Source organism: Microbacterium sp. AC026, assembly GCF_979258475.1.
In genome coordinates, this window is the sequence record NZ_OZ409857.1 from 321,419 (window position 1) to 339,680 (window position 18,262).

General features: G+C 68.1%; 16 protein-coding genes. 6 read left to right on the forward strand and 10 right to left on the reverse strand.

Features of this window, described 5'->3' with window-relative positions:
• Nucleotides 1–125: 125 nt before the first annotated feature.
• Complete coding sequence (gene dxs / locus ACZZ93_RS01690) at nucleotides 126–2,066, forward strand: 1-deoxy-D-xylulose-5-phosphate synthase (protein ID WP_056278804.1); 1,941 nt, start codon at nucleotides 126–128, stop codon at nucleotides 2,064–2,066.
• Between the two features lie 57 nt (nucleotides 2,067–2,123).
• Here the strand turns inward: dxs and ACZZ93_RS01695 are convergent, their stop codons facing one another.
• From ACZZ93_RS01695 to ACZZ93_RS01710, 4 genes are all read right to left on the reverse strand, one after another.
• Nucleotides 2,124–2,819 (reverse strand): SPFH domain-containing protein, encoded by a 696-nt coding sequence (locus ACZZ93_RS01695; RefSeq protein ID WP_053096235.1) that lies wholly within the window; start codon nucleotides 2,817–2,819, stop codon nucleotides 2,124–2,126.
• A 141-nt stretch (nucleotides 2,820–2,960) separates the two neighbouring features.
• Nucleotides 2,961–3,890 (reverse strand): glycerol-3-phosphate dehydrogenase/oxidase, encoded by a 930-nt coding sequence (locus ACZZ93_RS01700; protein ID WP_463510350.1) that lies wholly within the window; start codon nucleotides 3,888–3,890, stop codon nucleotides 2,961–2,963.
• A complete protein-coding gene (locus ACZZ93_RS01705) occupies nucleotides 3,866–4,405 on the reverse strand; it encodes an FAD-dependent oxidoreductase (RefSeq protein WP_463510351.1) in 540 nt (179 codons plus the stop codon). The genes ACZZ93_RS01700 and ACZZ93_RS01705 overlap by 25 nt, the downstream gene beginning before the upstream one ends.
• Entirely contained in the window at nucleotides 4,402–5,010 is a 609-nt protein-coding gene (locus ACZZ93_RS01710; protein ID WP_463510352.1) for a TetR/AcrR family transcriptional regulator, read from the reverse strand. The genes ACZZ93_RS01705 and ACZZ93_RS01710 overlap by 4 nt, the downstream gene beginning before the upstream one ends.
• Nucleotides 5,011–5,030: 20 nt before the next feature.
• On the opposite strand from ACZZ93_RS01710, the gene ACZZ93_RS01715 reads away from it, so the two are divergent.
• The 3 genes from ACZZ93_RS01715 to ACZZ93_RS01725 are packed head-to-tail and all read left to right on the forward strand — an operon-like array spanning nucleotide 5,031 to nucleotide 9,215.
• Nucleotides 5,031–6,662 carry an FAD-binding oxidoreductase gene (locus ACZZ93_RS01715; protein ID WP_463510353.1) on the forward strand — a complete coding sequence of 544 codons (1,632 nt, stop codon included), beginning with the start codon at nucleotides 5,031–5,033 and terminating at the stop codon, nucleotides 6,660–6,662.
• On the forward strand, nucleotides 6,655–7,566 hold the full coding sequence (locus tag ACZZ93_RS01720) for a YegS/Rv2252/BmrU family lipid kinase (RefSeq protein ID WP_463496943.1): 912 nt from the start codon (nucleotides 6,655–6,657) through the stop codon (nucleotides 7,564–7,566). The genes ACZZ93_RS01715 and ACZZ93_RS01720 overlap by 8 nt, the downstream gene beginning before the upstream one ends.
• On the forward strand, nucleotides 7,563–9,215 hold the full coding sequence (locus tag ACZZ93_RS01725; RefSeq protein ID WP_463510354.1) for a GMC oxidoreductase: 1,653 nt from the start codon (nucleotides 7,563–7,565) through the stop codon (nucleotides 9,213–9,215). The genes ACZZ93_RS01720 and ACZZ93_RS01725 overlap by 4 nt, the downstream gene beginning before the upstream one ends.
• Before the next feature lie 44 nt (nucleotides 9,216–9,259).
• Here the strand turns inward: ACZZ93_RS01725 and ACZZ93_RS01730 are convergent, their stop codons facing one another.
• The 4 genes from ACZZ93_RS01730 to ACZZ93_RS01745 all read right to left on the reverse strand — a co-directional run bounded on the left by ACZZ93_RS01730 (nucleotide 9,260) and on the right by ACZZ93_RS01745 (nucleotide 14,471).
• A complete protein-coding gene (locus tag ACZZ93_RS01730; RefSeq protein ID WP_463510355.1) occupies nucleotides 9,260–11,419 on the reverse strand; it encodes a 3-hydroxyacyl-CoA dehydrogenase NAD-binding domain-containing protein in 2,160 nt (719 codons plus the stop codon).
• Between the two features lie 5 nt (nucleotides 11,420–11,424).
• The gene (locus ACZZ93_RS01735; RefSeq protein ID WP_463510356.1) at nucleotides 11,425–12,630 is read right to left on the reverse strand and encodes a thiolase family protein; all 1,206 of its coding nucleotides are present in this window, start codon (nucleotides 12,628–12,630) and stop codon (nucleotides 11,425–11,427) included.
• Nucleotides 12,631–12,703: 73 nt separating this feature from the next.
• Entirely contained in the window at nucleotides 12,704–13,897 is a 1,194-nt protein-coding gene (locus tag ACZZ93_RS01740; protein WP_463510357.1) for a ribonuclease D, read from the reverse strand.
• A complete protein-coding gene (locus ACZZ93_RS01745) occupies nucleotides 13,890–14,471 on the reverse strand; it encodes a DUF3000 domain-containing protein (protein ID WP_056278798.1) in 582 nt (193 codons plus the stop codon). Before ACZZ93_RS01745 ends, ACZZ93_RS01740 begins: the two co-directional genes overlap by 8 nt.
• A 25-nt stretch (nucleotides 14,472–14,496) precedes the next feature.
• Between ACZZ93_RS01745 and ACZZ93_RS01750 the strand changes: the two genes are divergently transcribed.
• The gene (locus ACZZ93_RS01750; protein ID WP_056278797.1) at nucleotides 14,497–15,651 is read left to right on the forward strand and encodes an alpha/beta hydrolase family protein; all 1,155 of its coding nucleotides are present in this window, start codon (nucleotides 14,497–14,499) and stop codon (nucleotides 15,649–15,651) included.
• On the opposite strand, the gene ACZZ93_RS01755 is transcribed toward ACZZ93_RS01750, so the two are convergent.
• Together ACZZ93_RS01755 and ACZZ93_RS01760 are read right to left on the reverse strand one after the other, a co-directional pair.
• Entirely contained in the window at nucleotides 15,635–16,066 is a 432-nt protein-coding gene (locus ACZZ93_RS01755; RefSeq protein ID WP_053096218.1) for a SufE family protein, read from the reverse strand. The two genes, ACZZ93_RS01750 and ACZZ93_RS01755, sit on opposite strands and share 17 nt — an antisense overlap.
• A 19-nt stretch (nucleotides 16,067–16,085) precedes the next feature.
• Nucleotides 16,086–16,979: a sulfurtransferase gene (locus ACZZ93_RS01760; RefSeq protein WP_463510358.1), complete on the reverse strand. Its 894-nt coding sequence runs from the start codon at nucleotides 16,977–16,979 to the stop codon at nucleotides 16,086–16,088.
• 146 nt (nucleotides 16,980–17,125) lie between these two features.
• Here ACZZ93_RS01760 and zapE point away from each other — a divergent pair, with 146 nt between their 5' ends.
• Nucleotides 17,126–18,175: a cell division protein ZapE gene (gene zapE / locus ACZZ93_RS01765; RefSeq protein ID WP_056278794.1), complete on the forward strand. Its 1,050-nt coding sequence runs from the start codon at nucleotides 17,126–17,128 to the stop codon at nucleotides 18,173–18,175.
• The last annotated feature ends 87 nt before the right edge of the window (nucleotides 18,176–18,262 follow it).

Sequence of the window (18,262 nt, forward strand, 5' to 3'; positions counted from 1 at the left end):
TCCGCGTGCCGGGGGCGGTGTCAAGGGGGAGTCGCTCTCCGAGCTTTCCCGGGTGCCCGGGGTAGGATCGAGCAGGCGTCCGTACCGGAATCGGCGCCGCGAACGGTGCCTAAGAGGAGGTGCAGATGCCCATTCTTCCGAGCATCTCAGGACCCCGTGACCTCGACTCCCTGTCAGAGGATCAGCTGATCGAACTCGCCGGTGAGATCCGCGAGTTCCTCGTCGAGAACGTGTCGCGCACCGGCGGGCATCTCGGCCCCAACCTCGGTGTCGTCGAGCTCACGATCGCTCTGCACCGCGTCTTCTCGTCACCCGACGACCCCTTCATCTTCGACACGGGGCACCAGTCCTACGTGCACAAGCTTCTCACCGGTCGCCAGGACTTCTCGTCTCTGCGAGTGCGCGGTGGACTCGCCGGGTATCCCCAGCGAGGCGAGAGCCCTCACGACGTGGTCGAGTCCTCGCACGCGTCGAGCTCGCTCAGCTGGGCCGACGGTGTGTCGCGCGCGCTGACCGCCACGGGGCGAGCCGACCGTCACGTCGTGGCCGTCGTCGGCGACGGAGCACTCACGGGCGGCATGACGTGGGAGGCGCTCAACAACATCTCCGACGACAACGATCGCAACCTCGTGATCGTCGTGAATGACAACGGTCGTTCCTACGCGCCGACCATCGGCGGCATGTCCCGGTTCCTCAACCGGGTGCGCACCGCGGCTGCGTACAAGGAGCTGCACCACAAGTCGGACCGACTCTTCCGTGCGTTCGGTCCGGTCGGCCGCGCGGTGTTCCGCGGGGTGCGCGGCGGCACCCACGGCTTCCTCTCGCGGTTCACGAACAACGAGGCGCTGTACTCGAACCTCGACATCAAGTACCTCGGCCCGGTCGACGGGCACGATCTCCCCGCCCTGCTCGAGACGCTCGAGCTGGCCAAATCGTACGGTGCGCCGGTGATCGTGCACACGATCACCGAGAAGGGCCGCGGCTACCAGCCTGCTCGCGACGATGAGGCCGACCAGTTCCATGCGGTCGGACGTATCGACCCCGCGACCGGCGAGACCCTCTCTTCCAGCGGAACGGGCTGGTCCGACGTGTTCTCCGAGTCGCTCGTCGCCATCGGAGAGCGTCGAAGCGACGTCATCGCGATGACCGCAGCGATGCTGCGACCGACCGGTCTCGCGCCGTTCGCCGAGCGCTTCCCCGATCGCGTGTACGACGTGGGCATCGCCGAGCAGCACGCCGTCGCGTCGGCCGCAGGTCTCGCCTTCGGAGGTCTGCACCCCGTCGTCGCGGTCTACGCCACCTTCATGGGGCGCGCCTTCGACCAGGTGCTCATGGACGTCGCTCTGCATCGGGCGGGCGTGACCTTCGTGCTCGACCGCGCCGGCGTCACCGGCCCGGACGGTCCCAGCCACCACGGCATGTGGGATCTCGCGATGCTGCAGATCGTCCCGCACATCCGCATCGCCGCGCCGCGTGACGGAGCCCGGTTGCAGGAGGCCCTCGATGAGGCGGTGCTCGTCGACGATGCGCCGACCGTCATCCGCTTCCCGAAGGGCGACGTCGCGGCGGATCTTCCGGCGATCGAGCGGCTGCACGACGGCGTCGATGTGCTCGCCCGCGGCGAATCCGAGGACGTCCTGCTCATCGGCATCGGCCCGTTCGCCGCGCTCGCGATGGACGTCGCAGAGCGTCTGCGCGCTCAGGGCATCGGCGCCACGGTGATCGATCCGCGCTGGGCCATCCCGGTGCAGCCCTCGATCGTGAGCATGGCAGCTCGTCATCGTCTGGTCATCACCATCGAAGACGGCATCCGCGTCGGCGGCATCGGCACGCGTGTCCGGCAGGTGCTTCGCGAGGCGGGCATCGACACCGCCGTCGACGAGCTGGGGCTTCCTGACGAGTTCATCGATCACGCGTCGAGGGACCAGATCCTCGCCGACGCCGGTCTCACCGCATCGAAGATCGCGCAGGACGTCGTGTCGCAGGTGCTCGGGACTCGGATCCCCGTCGCTCGGGATGCGGGCACGAGCGGGACGGTCGATCTGCCGCTGCACGAACGCCGCTGACCGGCGTCGCCACCGCGTGACGGCGGATGACGGTCACAGACCGTTCGACCGCTGCGATCAGTTGAGAGCGTGGAGTGCGGCGACCGCCTGCGCCCCGCGATCGGTGTCCCGGAGCGCGGCCGAGAGCAGATAGCCGTCGGTGAGCGCGTCACCGGTGACCATGACGCGTACCAGCTCGACGCCGCATGCCCGACGCACCTCGTCGGCGCTGGCCGCGATCACGCGGGTGTTGATCTCGTCGTTGTGGGGCAGCTCCGCGCCCTCGAGGCCGCGGATGACGTCGCGCAGTGCGGCGCCCACGATGTTCGAGGCCCGTTCTTTGACGTTCACGACGTCGAGTTCGAACACTCGGAGATCTCGTCCGGTCGGGATCGGTCGCCACTCGAACGACGCGTGCACCCGGTGCTGATGGCCGCTCGCCCCGGTCATCTCGCGCGCGGGCAGATCCGTCGCCCTGCAGCGCACATCGATCAGTCGATACCAGTAGAACAGGGGGAACGCGCCATGCGACCCCGGATCGAGGACCACGACTTCGCCGACCGCTCCGCCACGTGAGGTGGGGCGCCGTTGCGGGCGGTTCCGGATGATCGGCTTGCCGTTCCGGGTGCGGATCGCAGCCCACCCCTCATCGACCGTGACGATGAAGATCTTCAGCAGCGCCGGCACGACCAGCAGGATCGTGAGGATCGCCGTGCCGGTCTTGAAGAGCCCCGACATTCCCTTGCCGCCCAACATCGAGAGGAGCATGTCCATGCCACCACTGTGCCCCCTCGATCGCGTTCGGAGCGCTCTCTGAGCGGCGCTGGCGAAGGTGTTCATTCGCTGTTCCGTGCTCGTTACCCGGTGTGCCGTGACGCGGATACGGTTGACGGCGGTCGCGCGGATGCGGCGTCGTCAGGAGAACGTGGCGAGGATCTCGGCGACCTCGGATTCGACGAACGCCCTCTGCCGCTCCCGGTCGTCGTCGACGAGGCCGAGCCGGGTGCGGCGGTCGAGGACGTCGTCGGCGGTCATCGCGCCCTCCGCGCGGACGGCGAAGTCGATGGTCGCTGGGGAGATGTGCCCCCGGCCCCCGCTGTCCTCGGCCCTCATCGCGGAGTCGGTGAGGCGGAGGGATGCCGTGCGGCTCGCGCCGGCGTCGAGCCCCGCCGATGCCACGGCGAGGTCGACCGCATCCTCCGCCATCCGCCGGTAGGTGGTCAGCTTGCCTCCGAGGACGTTGACGAAGCCGCGCTCGGAGACGCGGACCAGATGCCGACGGGAGATGTCCGCCGTCGACGCCGCACCGGTGTCGACGAGCGGCCGCAGGCCCGCGAACGATCCTCTGACCTGCGTGCGCGTGATCGGGACGGTCAGTACTCGGTTGAGATTCGCGAGCAGGAACTCGATCTCGCCCTCGGTCGGCTCGGGGACCCGCGGAACAGGGCCCGGCGCATCTTCGTCAGTGAGTCCGACGATCACGCGGCCGTGCTGCTGCGGCAGCGCGAACACGAAGCGGCTGATCGACCCCTCATGCGGAATGGTCAGTGCCGAGGACGGGTCGCCGAGATCCGCGGCATCCAGCACGATGTGCGTTCCGCGGCTGGGCCGCACGGTGATCGACTCGTCGAGGCTTCCGGCCCAGACGCCGGTGGCATTGACGACGGATCGGGCGCGCATGTCCAGACGCTCGCCCGTCAGCACGTCTTCGGCGGTCGCGCCGCCGACGCGCAGCTCGAGCGCTCGGACGCGGGTGAGGACGCGGGCGCCCAGACTGGCGGCTGTCCTGGCGACGGTCACGACCAGGCGGGCGTCGTCGATCAGCTGCCCGTCGTAGGAGAGCATCCCTCCGCGCAGCCCAGCTCCGGCGAGCGACGGGAAGAGCCGCTGTGCCGTTCGCGCCGAGACGACACGCGGCGGGGGAGGAACCGGCGCGGCGTGCCCGCTCGCATCCGCAGCAGGTCACCCAGGGCCATCCCGACCGCGCCGGCTGCGCGCTGGCGGGCCGTCAGCCCTGTCGTGAAGGGCAGCAGCTGCGGGAGAGAGCGAATGAGGTGCGGCGCGATCGTGGTCATCAGCAGGTGACGCTCGAATGCGCTCTCCTTCGCCGTGGCCACATCGCCGGTGGCGAGATAACGGAGTCCACCGTGCACCAGTTTCGAGCTGAATCGGCTGGTGCCGAACGCGAGGTCCTCGCCTTCGAGAAGAGTGACGCTCAGACCCCGCGAGGCGGCGTCGAGCGCGACACCGACCCCCGTGATGCCTCCGCCGATCACCAGAAGGTCGACGGTCTGCTCCGCGGCCAGGGAGAGCTCTGCGGCCCGACGCGCGACGTTGAGGTCGGGGGAGTGCGCGGTCATGGCCGCAGGAGCCCGTCGAGGGCTGCTCGCAGCTCGCGTTCCCAAGACTCCTCAGAGAGGAGCTCCGACACCGTTCCGTGCGAGAGCACGGCCGACTGCGCGATGAGCAGCAGCATGACGGCAATCTCGTCGGGATCGCCGTGCCTCACCGATCCTCCCTGCTGCGCCGCACCGATCGCGGTCGCCAGCCAGCTCAGGATGAGTCTCTGGCTCGAACCCACACGCTGCAGCGTGTAGCGGGTGAACGCCTCCGGTTCATCGGCGAGAAGCCGTCCGTACACGTCGTCGGCACGGAAGAGGGTGGAGAAGCGGAGAACATCGTCGACGAGTCCGTGTCGGCTGGTCGCGTGCGTGGGGAACTGCGCGAGGATCACCGCGACTCTGCGCAGGAGCGCTGAGCGGACGACATCGTCGGCGTCGTTCCAGCTGCGGTAGATCGTCGGCCGGCTGTGACCCGCGCGCCGAGCGAGCTCTGCGATCGTGACGCCATTCACGCCTCGTCGACCGATCAGCGCATCGGCGGCGTCGAGGATGCGCGACTGCGTGGCATCCCACTCCCGAGCGCGGTCGGACATCGCGTCGAGCACCAGTTGACGTTCTTCCATGATCTGTCACACTGTAACGCATGGGCTCAGAGAACGGCAGGGTTGCCGTGACGACGGAGATGCGATGGAACGGCTGGGGCGATCCCGCCAGGGCGTCGGATCTGCCGCGCGCCGTCCGGATGATGCTGCCGTTGCTGCTCGGTCGCGTGCACAGGCCCGCGACGCCCGTGGAACTCGCCGAGGTGGCGCTCGCGCCGTCGTCGCTCCAGGAGGACGATCTCGAGGGACTGGCCGCCGTCGTCGGCGCGGAGCACATCGACATCTCGAGCGAGACGCGCATCCGCCATGCCGGGGGACGTTCGACGCCGGACCTTCTCCGGCGCCGTAGACCTCAGCAGACTTCCCCTGACGCGGTGGTGCTGCCGGGAACCCACGATGAGGTCGCGGCGGTGCTCCGGGCGTGCGTCGACCGGAGGATAGCCGTGATCCCGTTCGGCGGTGGGACGAGCGTGGTGGGCGCTCTCGATCCCGAACGCGGCACGCACCGCGCTGTCGTCAGCCTGGATCTGCGCCGGCTCTCGGGCCTCATCCACTTCGACGAGGCGAGCGGCGAAGCGATTCTCGCCGCCGGAACGACGGGGCCGGATGCTGAGGCTCTGCTCGCGGCCAGGGGGTTCGAACTCGGTCACTACCCCCAGAGCTTCCGGTACGCCACGATCGGAGGGTTCGCCGCTGCACGCTCGTCAGGTCAGAACTCGGCAGGGCATGGGCGATTCGACTCCATGGTCACCGGGCTGAGAGTCGCGACGCCGACCGGCGACATCGAGCTCGGACGGTCGCCGGGATCTTCAGCCGGGCCCGATCTCGTCCGCGTCTTCCTGGGGTCGGAGGGCATCTTCGGCGTCATCACCGAAGTGAGAGTGCGCGTTCATCCGGTACCGCGTGACCGCCTCTTCGAAGCCTGGACCTTTGCGGACTTCACGCAGGGCGTCGATGGACTGCGCCGCGTGACGCAGCACGGTGGCGGCCCGACAGTGCTGCGTCTGTCGGATGAAGCCGAGACGGCGGTCAGCCTCGCCCAGGTCGGTCGGATCGGGCGGGCCCTCGCGAAGGGCGCGAGCCTCGTCACCGTCTATGAGGGAGACGACATCGCCGAGCGTCGGGGGCGCACATCGGCGATCCTGGCGGCGGCCGGTGGGATCTCGTCGGGTGAGGGCGCCGCAGAGGGGTGGCTCTCCGGGCGCTTCGACGGTCCGTATCTGCGCGACTCGCTGCTGGATGCAGGAGTGTTCTGCGAGACGCTCGAGACGGCGACCACCTGGTCGAACCTGCTGCACCTCAGAGCGGCGGTCACGTCGGCTCTTCGCGCAGGATTCGAGGATGCCGGCGCCCGGTCGTACGTGATGTGCCACGTCTCGCACGTCTATCCCACCGGAGCCTCGCTGTATTTCACGGTGATCGCGAACCTCCGATCCGAACCGCTCGACACCTGGACGCAGATCAAGCGACGCGTGAACGATGCGCTGCTCGCGGCGGGCGGTACCATCAGCCATCACCATGCGGTCGGTCGTGATCATGCCGCCTGGCTGGAGCAGGAGATCGGAGACACGGGGGTGCGAATCCTCGCGGCCATCAAGCGGGAGCTCGATCCGACGTGGATCCTCAACCCGGGAGCGGTCATCTCGTCGGATCGGTCGCGCGGACGTGGCTGAGCACATCGCGGTGCTGTCGAACCCGTTCGCAGGAAAAGGTCGTGGTGCCCGAGAGACCGAGGTCGCCGTGGCGCACCTGCGATCCCGAGGAGCGGACGTGCGGGCCTACACAGGAGAGTCGGCAGCATCGAGTCGGCTCCTGGCGACTCGGGCGCTCGACGCGCGCCCGGGGGTGCTCGTCGTGGTGGGCGGAGACGGCACGCTGTCCGGCATACTCGACGTGGTCTGCGCTGCGGGGGTTCCGGTGGTCCTGGTGCCTGCGGGCACGGGCAACGACCTCGCTCGAGCCCTGGGCCTGCCGCGTCGCGACGCGGTCGCTGCGGCCGAGCTCGCTCTGACGGGTATCCCGCGCACGATCGATGTCGGCGAAGTCCGCGCCGCCGACCGCGTCGATCTGTTCCTGACGATCGCCGCCCTCGGCTTCGATGCGAAGGTGAGCGATCGGACCAATCGGCTGCGCTGGCCGCGCGGCGTGCTGCGCTACTACCTGGCGCTGGTCGTGGAGCTCGTGCGACTGCGGCCGATGGATTTCACCGTCTCCCTCGATGGCGCGGAGCCGGTTCACGTGCCGGGAACGCTCGTCGCCGTGGGCAATACGCCGAGCTACGGAGGTGGCATGCCTCTCTGCGTGGGCGCCGCCGCGGACGACGGGATGCTGGACATCGTGCACGTCGCGCCGCTGACCCGGCTCCGCCTGCTGCGGCTGTTCCCGCTCCTGCTGCGCGGAGTGCATCTCGCTCGACCGGAGGTGACGCGGCGCCAGGCTCGCACCGTGACGGTGAGCGCGCCGGGACTCGTCGTCTATGCCGACGGAGAGCGCATCGCCGAAGATGAGTGCACGATCGGAATCCGGCGCTCCGCGCTGGCCGTCCTCGTCCCCTCGGGTGCCGGAGGGACACCGTGAACCACAGGTCGGCTTCTCCTCACCACGCCCAGGACTTCGACGAGGACGTCGTCGTCATCGGCTCGGGGTTCGGCGGATCGGTCGCTGCGTTGCGGCTCGTGGAGAAGGGCTACCGTGTCCGCGTGTACGAGGCGGGCCGACGCTTCGAGGACGAGGACTTCGCGAAGACCAGCTGGGACGTCCGCCGCTATCTGTGGGCACCGAGGCTCGGCTGTTTCGGCATCCAGCGCATCCATCGCCTGCCGCACGTGATGATCCTCGCCGGGGCGGGCGTGGGCGGAGGGTCTCTCAACTATGCCAATACGCTGTACCAGCCCGGCGGAGCGTTCTTCGCGGATCCGCAGTGGGGTGCTCTCGCAGACTGGGAGGAGGAGCTGGCGCCGCACTATGCGACGGCGAAGCGGATGCTCGGAGTGGTCGAGCGCTACCCGCACTCCGGACCCGTCGAGCGCATCATGGCAGGAGCGGCCGAAGATCTCGGCGTAGGAAGCACATTCCGACACGCGCCGGTCGGGGTCTGGTTCGGCGCGCCGGGAGTTCGGACGCCCGATCCCTTCTTCGGTGGGGAGGGGCCGGACCGCACCGGATGCACTCTCTGCGGCAACTGCATGGTCGGATGCCGCGTCGGCGCGAAGAACACGCTCATGAAGAACTACCTGGCGCTGGCCGAGAGGAGAGGCGCCGTCATCGAAGCGCTGCGCACCGTCACCGAGGTGCGCGCCCTGGCAGACGGCGGCTTCGCCGTAACGACGGAGCGCAGCGGAGCGTGGTTCCGGCGCGACCGTCGCACCGTGAGCGCGCGTCAGGTGGTGCTCGCCGCGGGAACCTGGGGCACGCAACAGCTGCTGCATCGGATGAAGCTGTCCGGGGCCCTTCCACGGGTCTCCGATGCGGTGGGTCGCCTGACGCGGACCAACTCCGAGGCTCTCGACGGTGCCGTCGCCGTCGCCGTTCCGGCGTCCCTCGAACTCGCGCACGGTGTCGCGATCACGACCTCGTTCCACATCGACGAGAGCACTCACGTCGAGAATGTGCGGTACGGGCCGGGATCGAACCTGATGGGGGCCCTCGCATCGCTGATGGTGCCGGGCGACCGAGGTCTCGGAGGCCGTCTCGTGAGTGTGCTGGGCCAGGTCGTCCGCGCACCGATCCGTCAGTTTCGCCTGGGCTCGCTCCGACGTTGGAGCGAACGGGGCATCATCGCACTCGTGATGCAGACCCTGGACAATTCGCTCACTCTGTCGCTCCGGCGCAGATTCGGGCGGATGGTCATGACGAGCGCGCAGGGGCACGGCGCACCGAACCCCAGTCATCTTCCGCAGGCTCATCGCGCGGCTTCGGCGATCGCCGCGCGTGTCGAGAAGGACGGCGGGGTCGCCGCCGAGCCTCGCGGATCCTGGCCCGAGATCTTCGGGATTCCGCTCACCGCCCACTTCCTCGGCGGAGCGGTGATCTCTGGGGCGCCCGAGACCGGTGTCGTCGACCCCTTCCACCGGGTGTGGGGTCACCCGGGGCTGCACGTCATGGACGGCGCAGCGGTTCCCGCGAATCCCGGGGTGAATCCGTCGCTCACGATCACCGCGCTCGCTGAGAGAGCGATGTCGTTCTGGCCGCGTTCCGGTGAGCTCGACGAGCGTCCTGCACCGTAGACACGGAAAAGGGGCCGCCGGACGGCGGCCCCCAGAGCTTCAGCTCAGCGGTGCTCGATGCCGCGGATCTGCGGAGTGTGGAACTCTCCGCCGAACGCGCGCTGCGAGGCGCCCTCGCGGTCGAGGTAGGGCGAAGCCCCACCATCGATGAAGGGCCAGCCCGCGCCGAGGATCAGGCACAGGTCGATGTCCTCGACCTCGGGTACGACGCCCTCGTCGAGCATCATCTTGATCTCGCTCGCAAGGCCGTCCTGCACCCGCTGCAGGATCGTCTCGGCCGACGCGGGCGTCTTGCCGACAGCGGGCTTCAGCAGCTTCTCGGCCTGCTTCGTCCAACCGGTCACACGACCGCCCTTGTCCTTCTCGATGACCGCGTCGAGCTCCGCGAGAGCGTGGAAGTTCTCGTTCGCGTAGAAGCGGTCGGGGAACGCGTGCGCCATCGTGTCCTGCACGTGGGCGGCGACCTTCCATCCGACGAGATCGATCAGCTGGAAGGGACCCATCGGGAGTCCGAGGGGCGCGAAGGCCTTCTCGACATCCGTGATCGGGGTGCCCTCGTACACCGCGCGAGCCGCTTCGCCCATGACCTTGGCCAGCAGACGGTTCACGACGAAGCCCGGCGCGTCGGCGGTGAGGACCGCGTTCTTGCCGAGATTCTTCGCGACGACGAACGCGGTCGAGAGCGCCGCCTCCGAGGTCATCGGTGTCTTGACGATCTCGATCAGCGGCATCACTGCCACCGGGTTGAAGAAGTGGAAGCCGACGAGGCGCTCGGGGTGAGCGAGCTTCGCGCCGATCTCCTCGACCGAGAGCGAGGAGGTGTTGGTCGCCAGGATCGCGTCCTCGGCGATGATCTTCTCGATGTCGCCGAACACCTGCTGCTTGACGCCGACCTCCTCGAACACGGCCTCGATGACGAAGTCGCAGTCCGCATAGAGGTTCTTGTCGGTCGTCCCGGTCACGAGCGCGCGCAGCTTGTTCGCGGAGTCCGCATCCAGGCGGCCCTTGGCCTCGAGCTTGCCGATCTCCTCGTGGATGTAGGCCACGCCCTTGTCGACGCGCGCCTGATCGAGGTCGGTGATGAGTACCGGCACCTGCAGCTTGCGCACGAAGAGCAGGGCGAACTGGCTCGCCATGAGACCAGCGCCGATGATGCCGACCTTCGTGACCTTCTTCGCAAGTGCCTTGTCGGGGGCTCCCACCGGACGCTTCGCACGCTTCTGCACGAGGTCGAAGGCGTACATGGATGCTGCGAACTGGTCGCCCGTGACGAGTTCGGCGAGCGCCTCGTCCTCACGGGCGAAGCCCTCCGCCTTGGTGCCGCTCTTTGCCTTGTCGAGCAGGTCGAGTGCGGCGTAGGGCGACTTCGGGACGGTGCCGATCTTCGATTCCAGCATGCCGCGTGCCATCTTGATGGCGATCGGCCACTTCGTGAGTCGCTCGATCTTGCCCGGCTCGTTCCTGCGCTCGACCTTCTTGCCGCCGAGCACGGCGTCCGCCCACGCGAGCGAGTTCTCGAGATAGTTCGCGGCGGGGAAGATCGCGTCGACGATGCCGAGGTCGAACGCCTGCTGCGGCTTCAGCATCCGGTTCTGCTTGAGCGGGTTCGAGATGACCACCTCGAGGGCGTTCTCGATCCCGATCAGGTTGGGCAGCAGGTAGGCGCCGCCCCAGCCGGGGATGATGCCGAGGAAGACCTCGGGGAGTGCGATCGCCGCGGCGGAGGCGTCGACCGTGCGGTAGGTCGAGTTGAGTGCGATCTCGAGTCCGCCTCCGAGTGCGAGTCCGTTCACGAAGGCGAACGACGGAACGCCGAGCTCCCCGAACTTTCCGAGCACCTTGTGGCCGAGCTGCGCGATCAGGCGAGCGTTGTCCCGCGACCCGACCTTGCTGATGTCGGAGAGATCGGCGCCGGCGGCCAGGATGTACTGCTTGCCGGTGATGCCGACCGCCTGGATCTCGCCGGCTGACGCACGAGCGGCCAGGCCGTCCAGCGTCTCACCGAGGGCGGTGAGCGTCGCCGGCCCCAGAGTGTTCGGACGCGTGTGGTCGCGTCCGTTGTCGAGGGTGATCAGTGCGAGCACCTTGCCCGAGGCGAGACGGATGTCACGCACGGGGGAGTGCGTGATCACCTCGCCGTCGGTGAGCGCCTGGATGGGGGAGAAGTCAACGTTCGCGTACTGCTCGGAAATCGAGTGGGCCATCAGGCTTACTTCCTCTTCTTACCGTCGAAGTGCGGGTTCTCCCAGATGACCGAGCCGCCCTGTCCGAGACCGACGCACATGGCCGTCAGGCCGTAGCGCACATCGGGTCGCTCGGCGAACTGCGCCGCGAGCTGGATCATCAGACGCACGCCGGATGCCGCGAGCGGGTGGCCCAGCGCGATCGCGCCGCCCCACTGGTTGACGCGGGGGTCGTCGTCGGGGATGCCGAAGTGGTCGAGCAGCGAGATCACCTGGATGGCGAAGGCTTCGTTGAGCTCGAACAGGCCGATGTCGGCGATCGTGAGTCCGGCCTTCTTCAGGGCCTTCTCGGTCGAGGGAATCGGGCCGATTCCCATGATCTCCGGCTGCACGCCTGCGAAGGCGAACGAGACCATGCGCATCTTCGGCGCGAGACCGAACTCCTTGACCGCGCCGCCTCCGGCGAGCAGTGACATCGTGGCGCCGTCTGTGAGGGGCGACGAGGTTCCGGCGGTCACACGGCCGTGCGGGCGGAAAGGAGTCTTGAGGGCCGCGAGGTCCTCCATGGTGGTCTGCGGACGACGACCTTCGTCCTCCGTCGCCAGGCCCCATGCGCCGTCGGCGGTCTTGGTCGCGACGGGCACGAGATCCGGCTGGATCTTGCCCGCGTCGTACGCCGCCTGCACCTTGTGCTGGCTGAGCATGCCGAATCGATCGGAGCGCTCCTTGGTGAGGTGCGGGAAGCGATCGAAGATGCGCTCGGCCGTGACACCCATGTTCAGAGCGCCGGGGTCGACCATGCGCTCCGCGACGAATCGCGGGTTGGGGTCGGCGTTGCCGCCGATCGGGTGGTGACCCATGTGCTCGACCCCGCCAGCGAGCGCGAAGTCGTACATGCCGACCCCGATCGATGCTCCCATCGTGGTGACGCTCGTCATCGCTCCCGCGCACATGCGCTCGACGGCGAGTCCGGGCACCGTCTGCGGGAGTCCTGCGAGGATCGCCACGGAGCGCCCGAGGGTCAGGCCCTGGTCTCCGGTCTGGCTGGTCGCGGCGATGGCGACGTCGTCGATGCGGTCGGCCGGAACGGCTGCGTTCCGCTCCATCAGGCCGATGGTCGCCTTGACGGCGAGGTCATCAGCGCGGGTGTTCCAGTACATGCCTTTTTCGCCGGCGCGCCCGAAGGGGGTGCGCACTCCATCGACGAAGAAGACGTCCGAGATCTCGGCCACTCTGCCTCCAAGTTTGTGCGGTGGCCTCAGTCTATGGAGGGCCGGAAACGGGGAGGAATCGGTTGGATCGAACCTACGAAGCCGGTGCGGACGCCTCGTCGGGCGTTTGCGCCGCCTCTACAAAGGCGTCCGCGATCTTCTGTGCAGTCTGTGCAATCTGCCACGGGCGGGCACCCAGTGCGGCGAGTGCCTCGCCGATGGCCTCGGGCGTCGTTCCCGGTACATCCCACGCCACACGGCGCAGGTGATCGGGGGTGAGCAGGTTCTCGGTCGGCATCCCGAGTTCCTCGGCCGTGGCCTCGACGACCGGGCGGGCGGCTTTGAGTCGCGCGTCGGCCTCCGGATTGCGATCGGACCAGGCTCGCGGCGGCGGCAGCGTATCGCTGGGAACCCGCTCCCGGGGAAGCTCCTCCGTGGCACGTCCGTCGATCATCGCCTGCCACCAGCGGTCGAGCTGGGTGCGGCTCGCTCGGCCCTGGAACTCCTTGATCCCCGCGAGCGCCTGCTTGCTCTGCGGGTTCGCCAGCACGGCCGCGATGAGCGACCGGTCCGGCACCAGACGGCCGGGAGAGACGTCCTGATCCTGGGCGAAGCTCTCGCGAGCCTGCCACAGCGAGCGAGCGACCGCGAGGTTCCGCGCGCCGCGCACCTGGTGCAGTCCGCTGAGTCGTCGCCAGGGGTCTTCGCGAGGAGGCTTCGGCAGTCGGGCGAGCGTGGCGGCGAACTCCTCGGCCGCGTACTCGGTCTTCCCCTGCTCCTCGAGCTCCGCCTCCAGAGCCTCGTAGACGTCGATGAGGTGCAGCACATCGAGTGCCGCGTACTCGAGCCATGCAGCGGGAAGGGGTCTGGTCGACCAGTCCGCCGCGGAGTGCTCCTTCTTGAGCGTGATGCCGAGCGTGTTCTCGACGACCGCGGCGAGTCCGACTCGGTCATGACCCAGCAGTCGCGATGCGAGCTCCGTGTCGAAGATCGTGTGGGGGAGCAGATCGAGTTCGCGCAGAGACGGAAGATCCTGGCTGGCGGCGTGGAACACCCACAGGGCGTCGCCGATGGCCTGCTGCAGAGGGCTGAAGTCGCCGAGAGCGGGAGGGTCGAACAGGAAGACCCCCGCGTCGCGGCGGAACACCTGCACGAGATAGGCGCGCTGGGAGTAGCGGAATCCGGATGCCCTCTCGACGTCCACGGCGACAGGCCCGGTTCCTGCGGCCAGTGCGGCGCATGCCGCGTGGAACTCCGAGACGTCGGAGATCACGGAGTATTCAGTCACGTGCTGCCTTTCGCGCGCCGATAACGGCGATGCCCTCGGAACCGGGCGGAAGACCCGCCAGCATCCCGACCAGTTCGACCCAGGCCTCGACATGGGGTGTGAAGGGGCCCTCGGGTGTCCAGGACGCCCTCAACTCTATCTGTGCGCCGTCTCCTTCGTCGGCGAGTCCGCCGAACCCCTTCGACAGGGTCTTGGTCGACGTGCCCGACGCGGAGTGGTAGCCGGCGCCTCTCGAGTCGAGTGCATCGACGAGCCAGGACCACGTGACGTCGGCGAGCAGGGGGTCGGTGCCGATCTCGGTCTCGAGCGGCGCCTGGGCGAAGATCACGATCCGCCAGTCGCCGTCCCATGCGGCCGGGTTGTCGGGATCATGCAGCAGAACGAAACGTCCCGTCCCGTATGCCGACTCTCCGCCGTCGTCCGGGCGGACGTCTGCTGCGAGGGCGAGGGCGTGCGGAGCGAGGCCCTGCGGCGTCGCTATCTCGCGGATGGTGATGTCTGAGCGGAAGGCGATGTCGCGCAGTTCAGCCACGGCGGCGTCGAAGATCGTCCCGGCATCGGGGTGTGCGGTCACGGCAACAGGCTAGAGTCAGGAAGCGATGAAGAGTCTCAGGCACGCCGTTGCACTCCTTGTCCCTGCTCTGCTCGCTCTGGGGACGGCGCTGGCTCTGCTCGTCTTCAGCGTCGCCCGTCGGGTCGTCATGCCGGCGAAGCGACCGGCGAACGTCGAGATCCTCGCCGTCGACACCGGAGCGCAGACGATCGAGCTCACCCGGACGCGGGACACCGAGCTCCCGGGTCGATACGGGCTCTTCACCTCGGGGACGTATGGCTACGTCAAGCTCGGCGCGGTGCTGAGCGCTGATGCCACCACCGTGAGGCGCAAGCTGCTGACGCAGATCGAACCGGGCGCCCGCGTCGACAGGAGCGCGGCGTTCAGCGGTTGGTACTACTCCACTCCCGGCGAGCTCCACCTGCCCTCGCAGAACGTGCTCATCGGTTCCCCGGCCGGGCCATGCCCCGCCTGGCTGTTCCCGGCCGACTCCTCGACGTGGGTGATCCAGGTCCACGGACGAGGGGTCACCCGAGCCGAGTGCCTTCGTGCCGTCCCCGTGCTGCATGCCGCGGGCTTCCCGAACCTCGTCGTCTCGTACCGCAACGACGGTGAGGCGCCGCGCAGCCGAAGCGGTGCGTACGCTCTGGGGGCTTCGGAGTGGCGCGACGTCGATGCGGCGGTGTCGTATGCGCTCCGACACGGCGCCGATCGAGTGATCCTGATGGGATGGTCGATGGGCGGAGCGGTCGCGATGCAGACCGCCCTTAACTCGGGCAACCGCGACCGCATCGTCGGTCTCATCCTCGAGTCGCCGGTGATCGACTGGCGCAGCGTGCTGCGATTCCAAGCGCGCGAGTCCGGCATGCACGCACCGCTGCCGGACCTCGCGATGGGCGCACTGTCCGTCCCGTTCACCGCGCGGCTCAGCGGCGCGGAGAACGCGATCCCGTTCGACAGCCTGGACATGGTGTCGCGCGCCGACGAGCTGTCGGTGCCCATCCTCATCCTGCACAGCGACGACGACGGATTCGTGCCCGCCGATGCATCGCACGCACTCGAGCAGGCCAGACCCGACCTGGTCACGATGCCCCGCTTCACGGTCGCCCGGCACACCAAGATCTGGAACTACGACCAGGCAGGGTGGAGCGATGCCATCACCGGATGGCTCGCAGCGCAGGGGTTCAGCGCTTCTGCATGACCTGCTTCTTGGCGCGCATCAGCATGCCGGTCATGCCGCCGATGCGCAGCGGCGACACCGCGCGGGTGAGACCGATCGACTGCGGATAGTCGTCGGGGATCGCGAGAACCTCGTCAGGGGTGAGGCCGGAGATGCCCTGCACGAGGATGCTCGCGAATCCGCGCGTGGTCGGCGCCTCGGGCGGGGCGGTGGCGTGCATGGTCACGATTCCGTCGGCGACCTCGACGTAGATGTAGACCGGTGACTGGCACTCCGCGACGCGCTCGCACATCTCGGGGTGATTCGCGACCTCTTCGGAGACCTCCGGCAGCTCGTCCGAGTACTCCAGCAGGAGCAGCAGTCGATCCGCCTCGGGGGTCTCGAGGAATCCGTCGCGGATCTCGGCGAGGGTCTCAGGAACGTGCGTGGTGCTCATCCCTGTCATTCTCCCACGATCAGAGGGATCCGGGCTCCGTGCCGGTCACGATCGGGACCCGCACCGCGCTGCCCCACTCGGTCCACGAGCCGTCGTAGTTGCGGACGTTCTCGAATCCGAGCAGGTGCTTGAGGACGAACCACGTGTGGCTCGAGCGCTCTCCGATGCGGCAGTACGCGACGACCTCGTCGCCATCGGCGAGTCCGGCCCCGTCACGGTAGATCGCGTCGAGTTCGGCCCGCGACCGGAAGCCGCCGTCCTCAGCCACGGCCTTCGCCCACGGCACGCTCTGGGCGGTGGGGATGTGCCCCGCGCGCAGGGCTCCCTCTTCGGGGTAGGCCGGTGCGGTGGTGCGCTCACCGCTGTACTCCTCGGGAGAGCGCACATCGATCAGCGGGCTGCCGATGTGAGCGAGGACATCCTCCTTGTATGCGCGGATCTCCGAATCGTCGCGTTCGACCACGGGATACTCCGTCGGCGTGATCTGCGGGGCGTCCCGGGTGATCTCGCGGCCCTCGGAGATCCAGCGATCGCGTCCGCCGTCGAGCAGCCGAACGTCCTCGTGGCCGAAGAGCGAGAAGACCCAGAGCGCGTAGGCGGCCCACCAGTTGTTCTTGTCGCCGTAGATCACGACGGTGTCGTCGCGGGAGATGCCCTTGGTGCTGAGCAGCTTCGCGAAGCCCTCGCCGTCGACATAGTCGCGCACGACGGGATCATTGAGCTCGGTGTGCCAGTCGACCTTCACGGCGCCGGGGATGTGGCCCGTCTCGTACAGCAGCACGTCCTCATCGGATTCGACGACGACCAGGCCCGGTGTGCCGAGGCGCTCGGCCAGCCACTCGGTGCTCACGAGACGGCCGGGCTCGGCGTACTCGGCGAACTTTGACGAAGTGGTGTCGAACTCGATGGCCACAGGGATCTCCTCAGACGGTGAGCGGCGATGATGCAGGGGACGACGGCGTAATGTGGAGCCGATACTTCGACGATAGATCCACGCCGTGCGCCCTGCACCCGATTCGTAAGACTTCGACACAGGTGCGCCCCCGACACAGGACCGTGATGACCGACACGCCCAGCCGCACGGGCATCGTGCACCTGACAGATCGACAGCCGACCGTCACCGGTCCCGAGATGCTGGCCAGCCTCGTGCCGCCGCCGCAGTTCGACGGTGCGACGTTCGAGAGCTATCGTGCCGATGCGGCCTACCCCTCGCAGGAGGACGCCAAGGAGACGCTCATCCGGTTCGCCGGACGCGGTGCTCCGCTCAAGCGGGGCGGATTCTTCAGCCGAGCCAAGAAGGAGCCGGAGACGAAGCCGGGCGTCTATCTCGACGGCGGATTCGGCGTCGGCAAGACCCACCTGCTGGCGTCGATCTATCACGCGATGCCCGCGCGCAGGAAGTACTTCGGCTCGTTCATCGAGTACACGGCTCTGGTCGGTGCGCTCGGCTACAAGAACACCGTCGACCTGCTCAAGGGTGCAGACCTGCTGTGCATCGACGAGTTCGAACTCGATGACCCGGGCGACACCATGGTCATGACTCGGCTCATCGGTGAGCTGGTTCCCACCGGCACCAAGCTCGCGGCGACCTCGAACACTCCGCCGAACGCACTGGGTGAGGGCCGCTTCGCCGCACAGGACTTCCTCCGAGAGATCCACGCGATGTCCGACAGCTTCCAGACGATCCGCATCGACGGTGTCGACTTCCGCCAGCGGGCGCTCGACGGGCACGCCGTCGTGAGCGACGACGATTCCTATGCCCGCGCGATCGACGAGGGGGCGGGGCACGGAAACGCATCCGACGATTCCTTCGCCGACGTCATCCGTCACCTGGCCCGGGTGCACCCCTCGCGGTATCTGCGGATCATCGCCGAGCTGGATCTCGTGGGCCTGCGGGACGTGCGGGTCCTGACCGATCAGTCCGAGGCTCTGCGCTTCGTCGCGTTCGTCGACCGCGTGTACGACGCGCAGATCCCGATCGTCGCCACCGGTGTGAGCCTCGACCAGGTCTTCGCAGAAGAGATGCTGAACGGGGGATACCGCAAGAAATACCTGCGCGCTGTCTCCAGACTCAATGCACTTACACACGCGGATCGCAGTGTCGCGTAACGCAGTGTTCACACACGCGGCGTCTCTGTAACGCCACCGCAACAAACCTCACGCATTCCGGAAATCGGGCCTCGTCACACTGAAGCT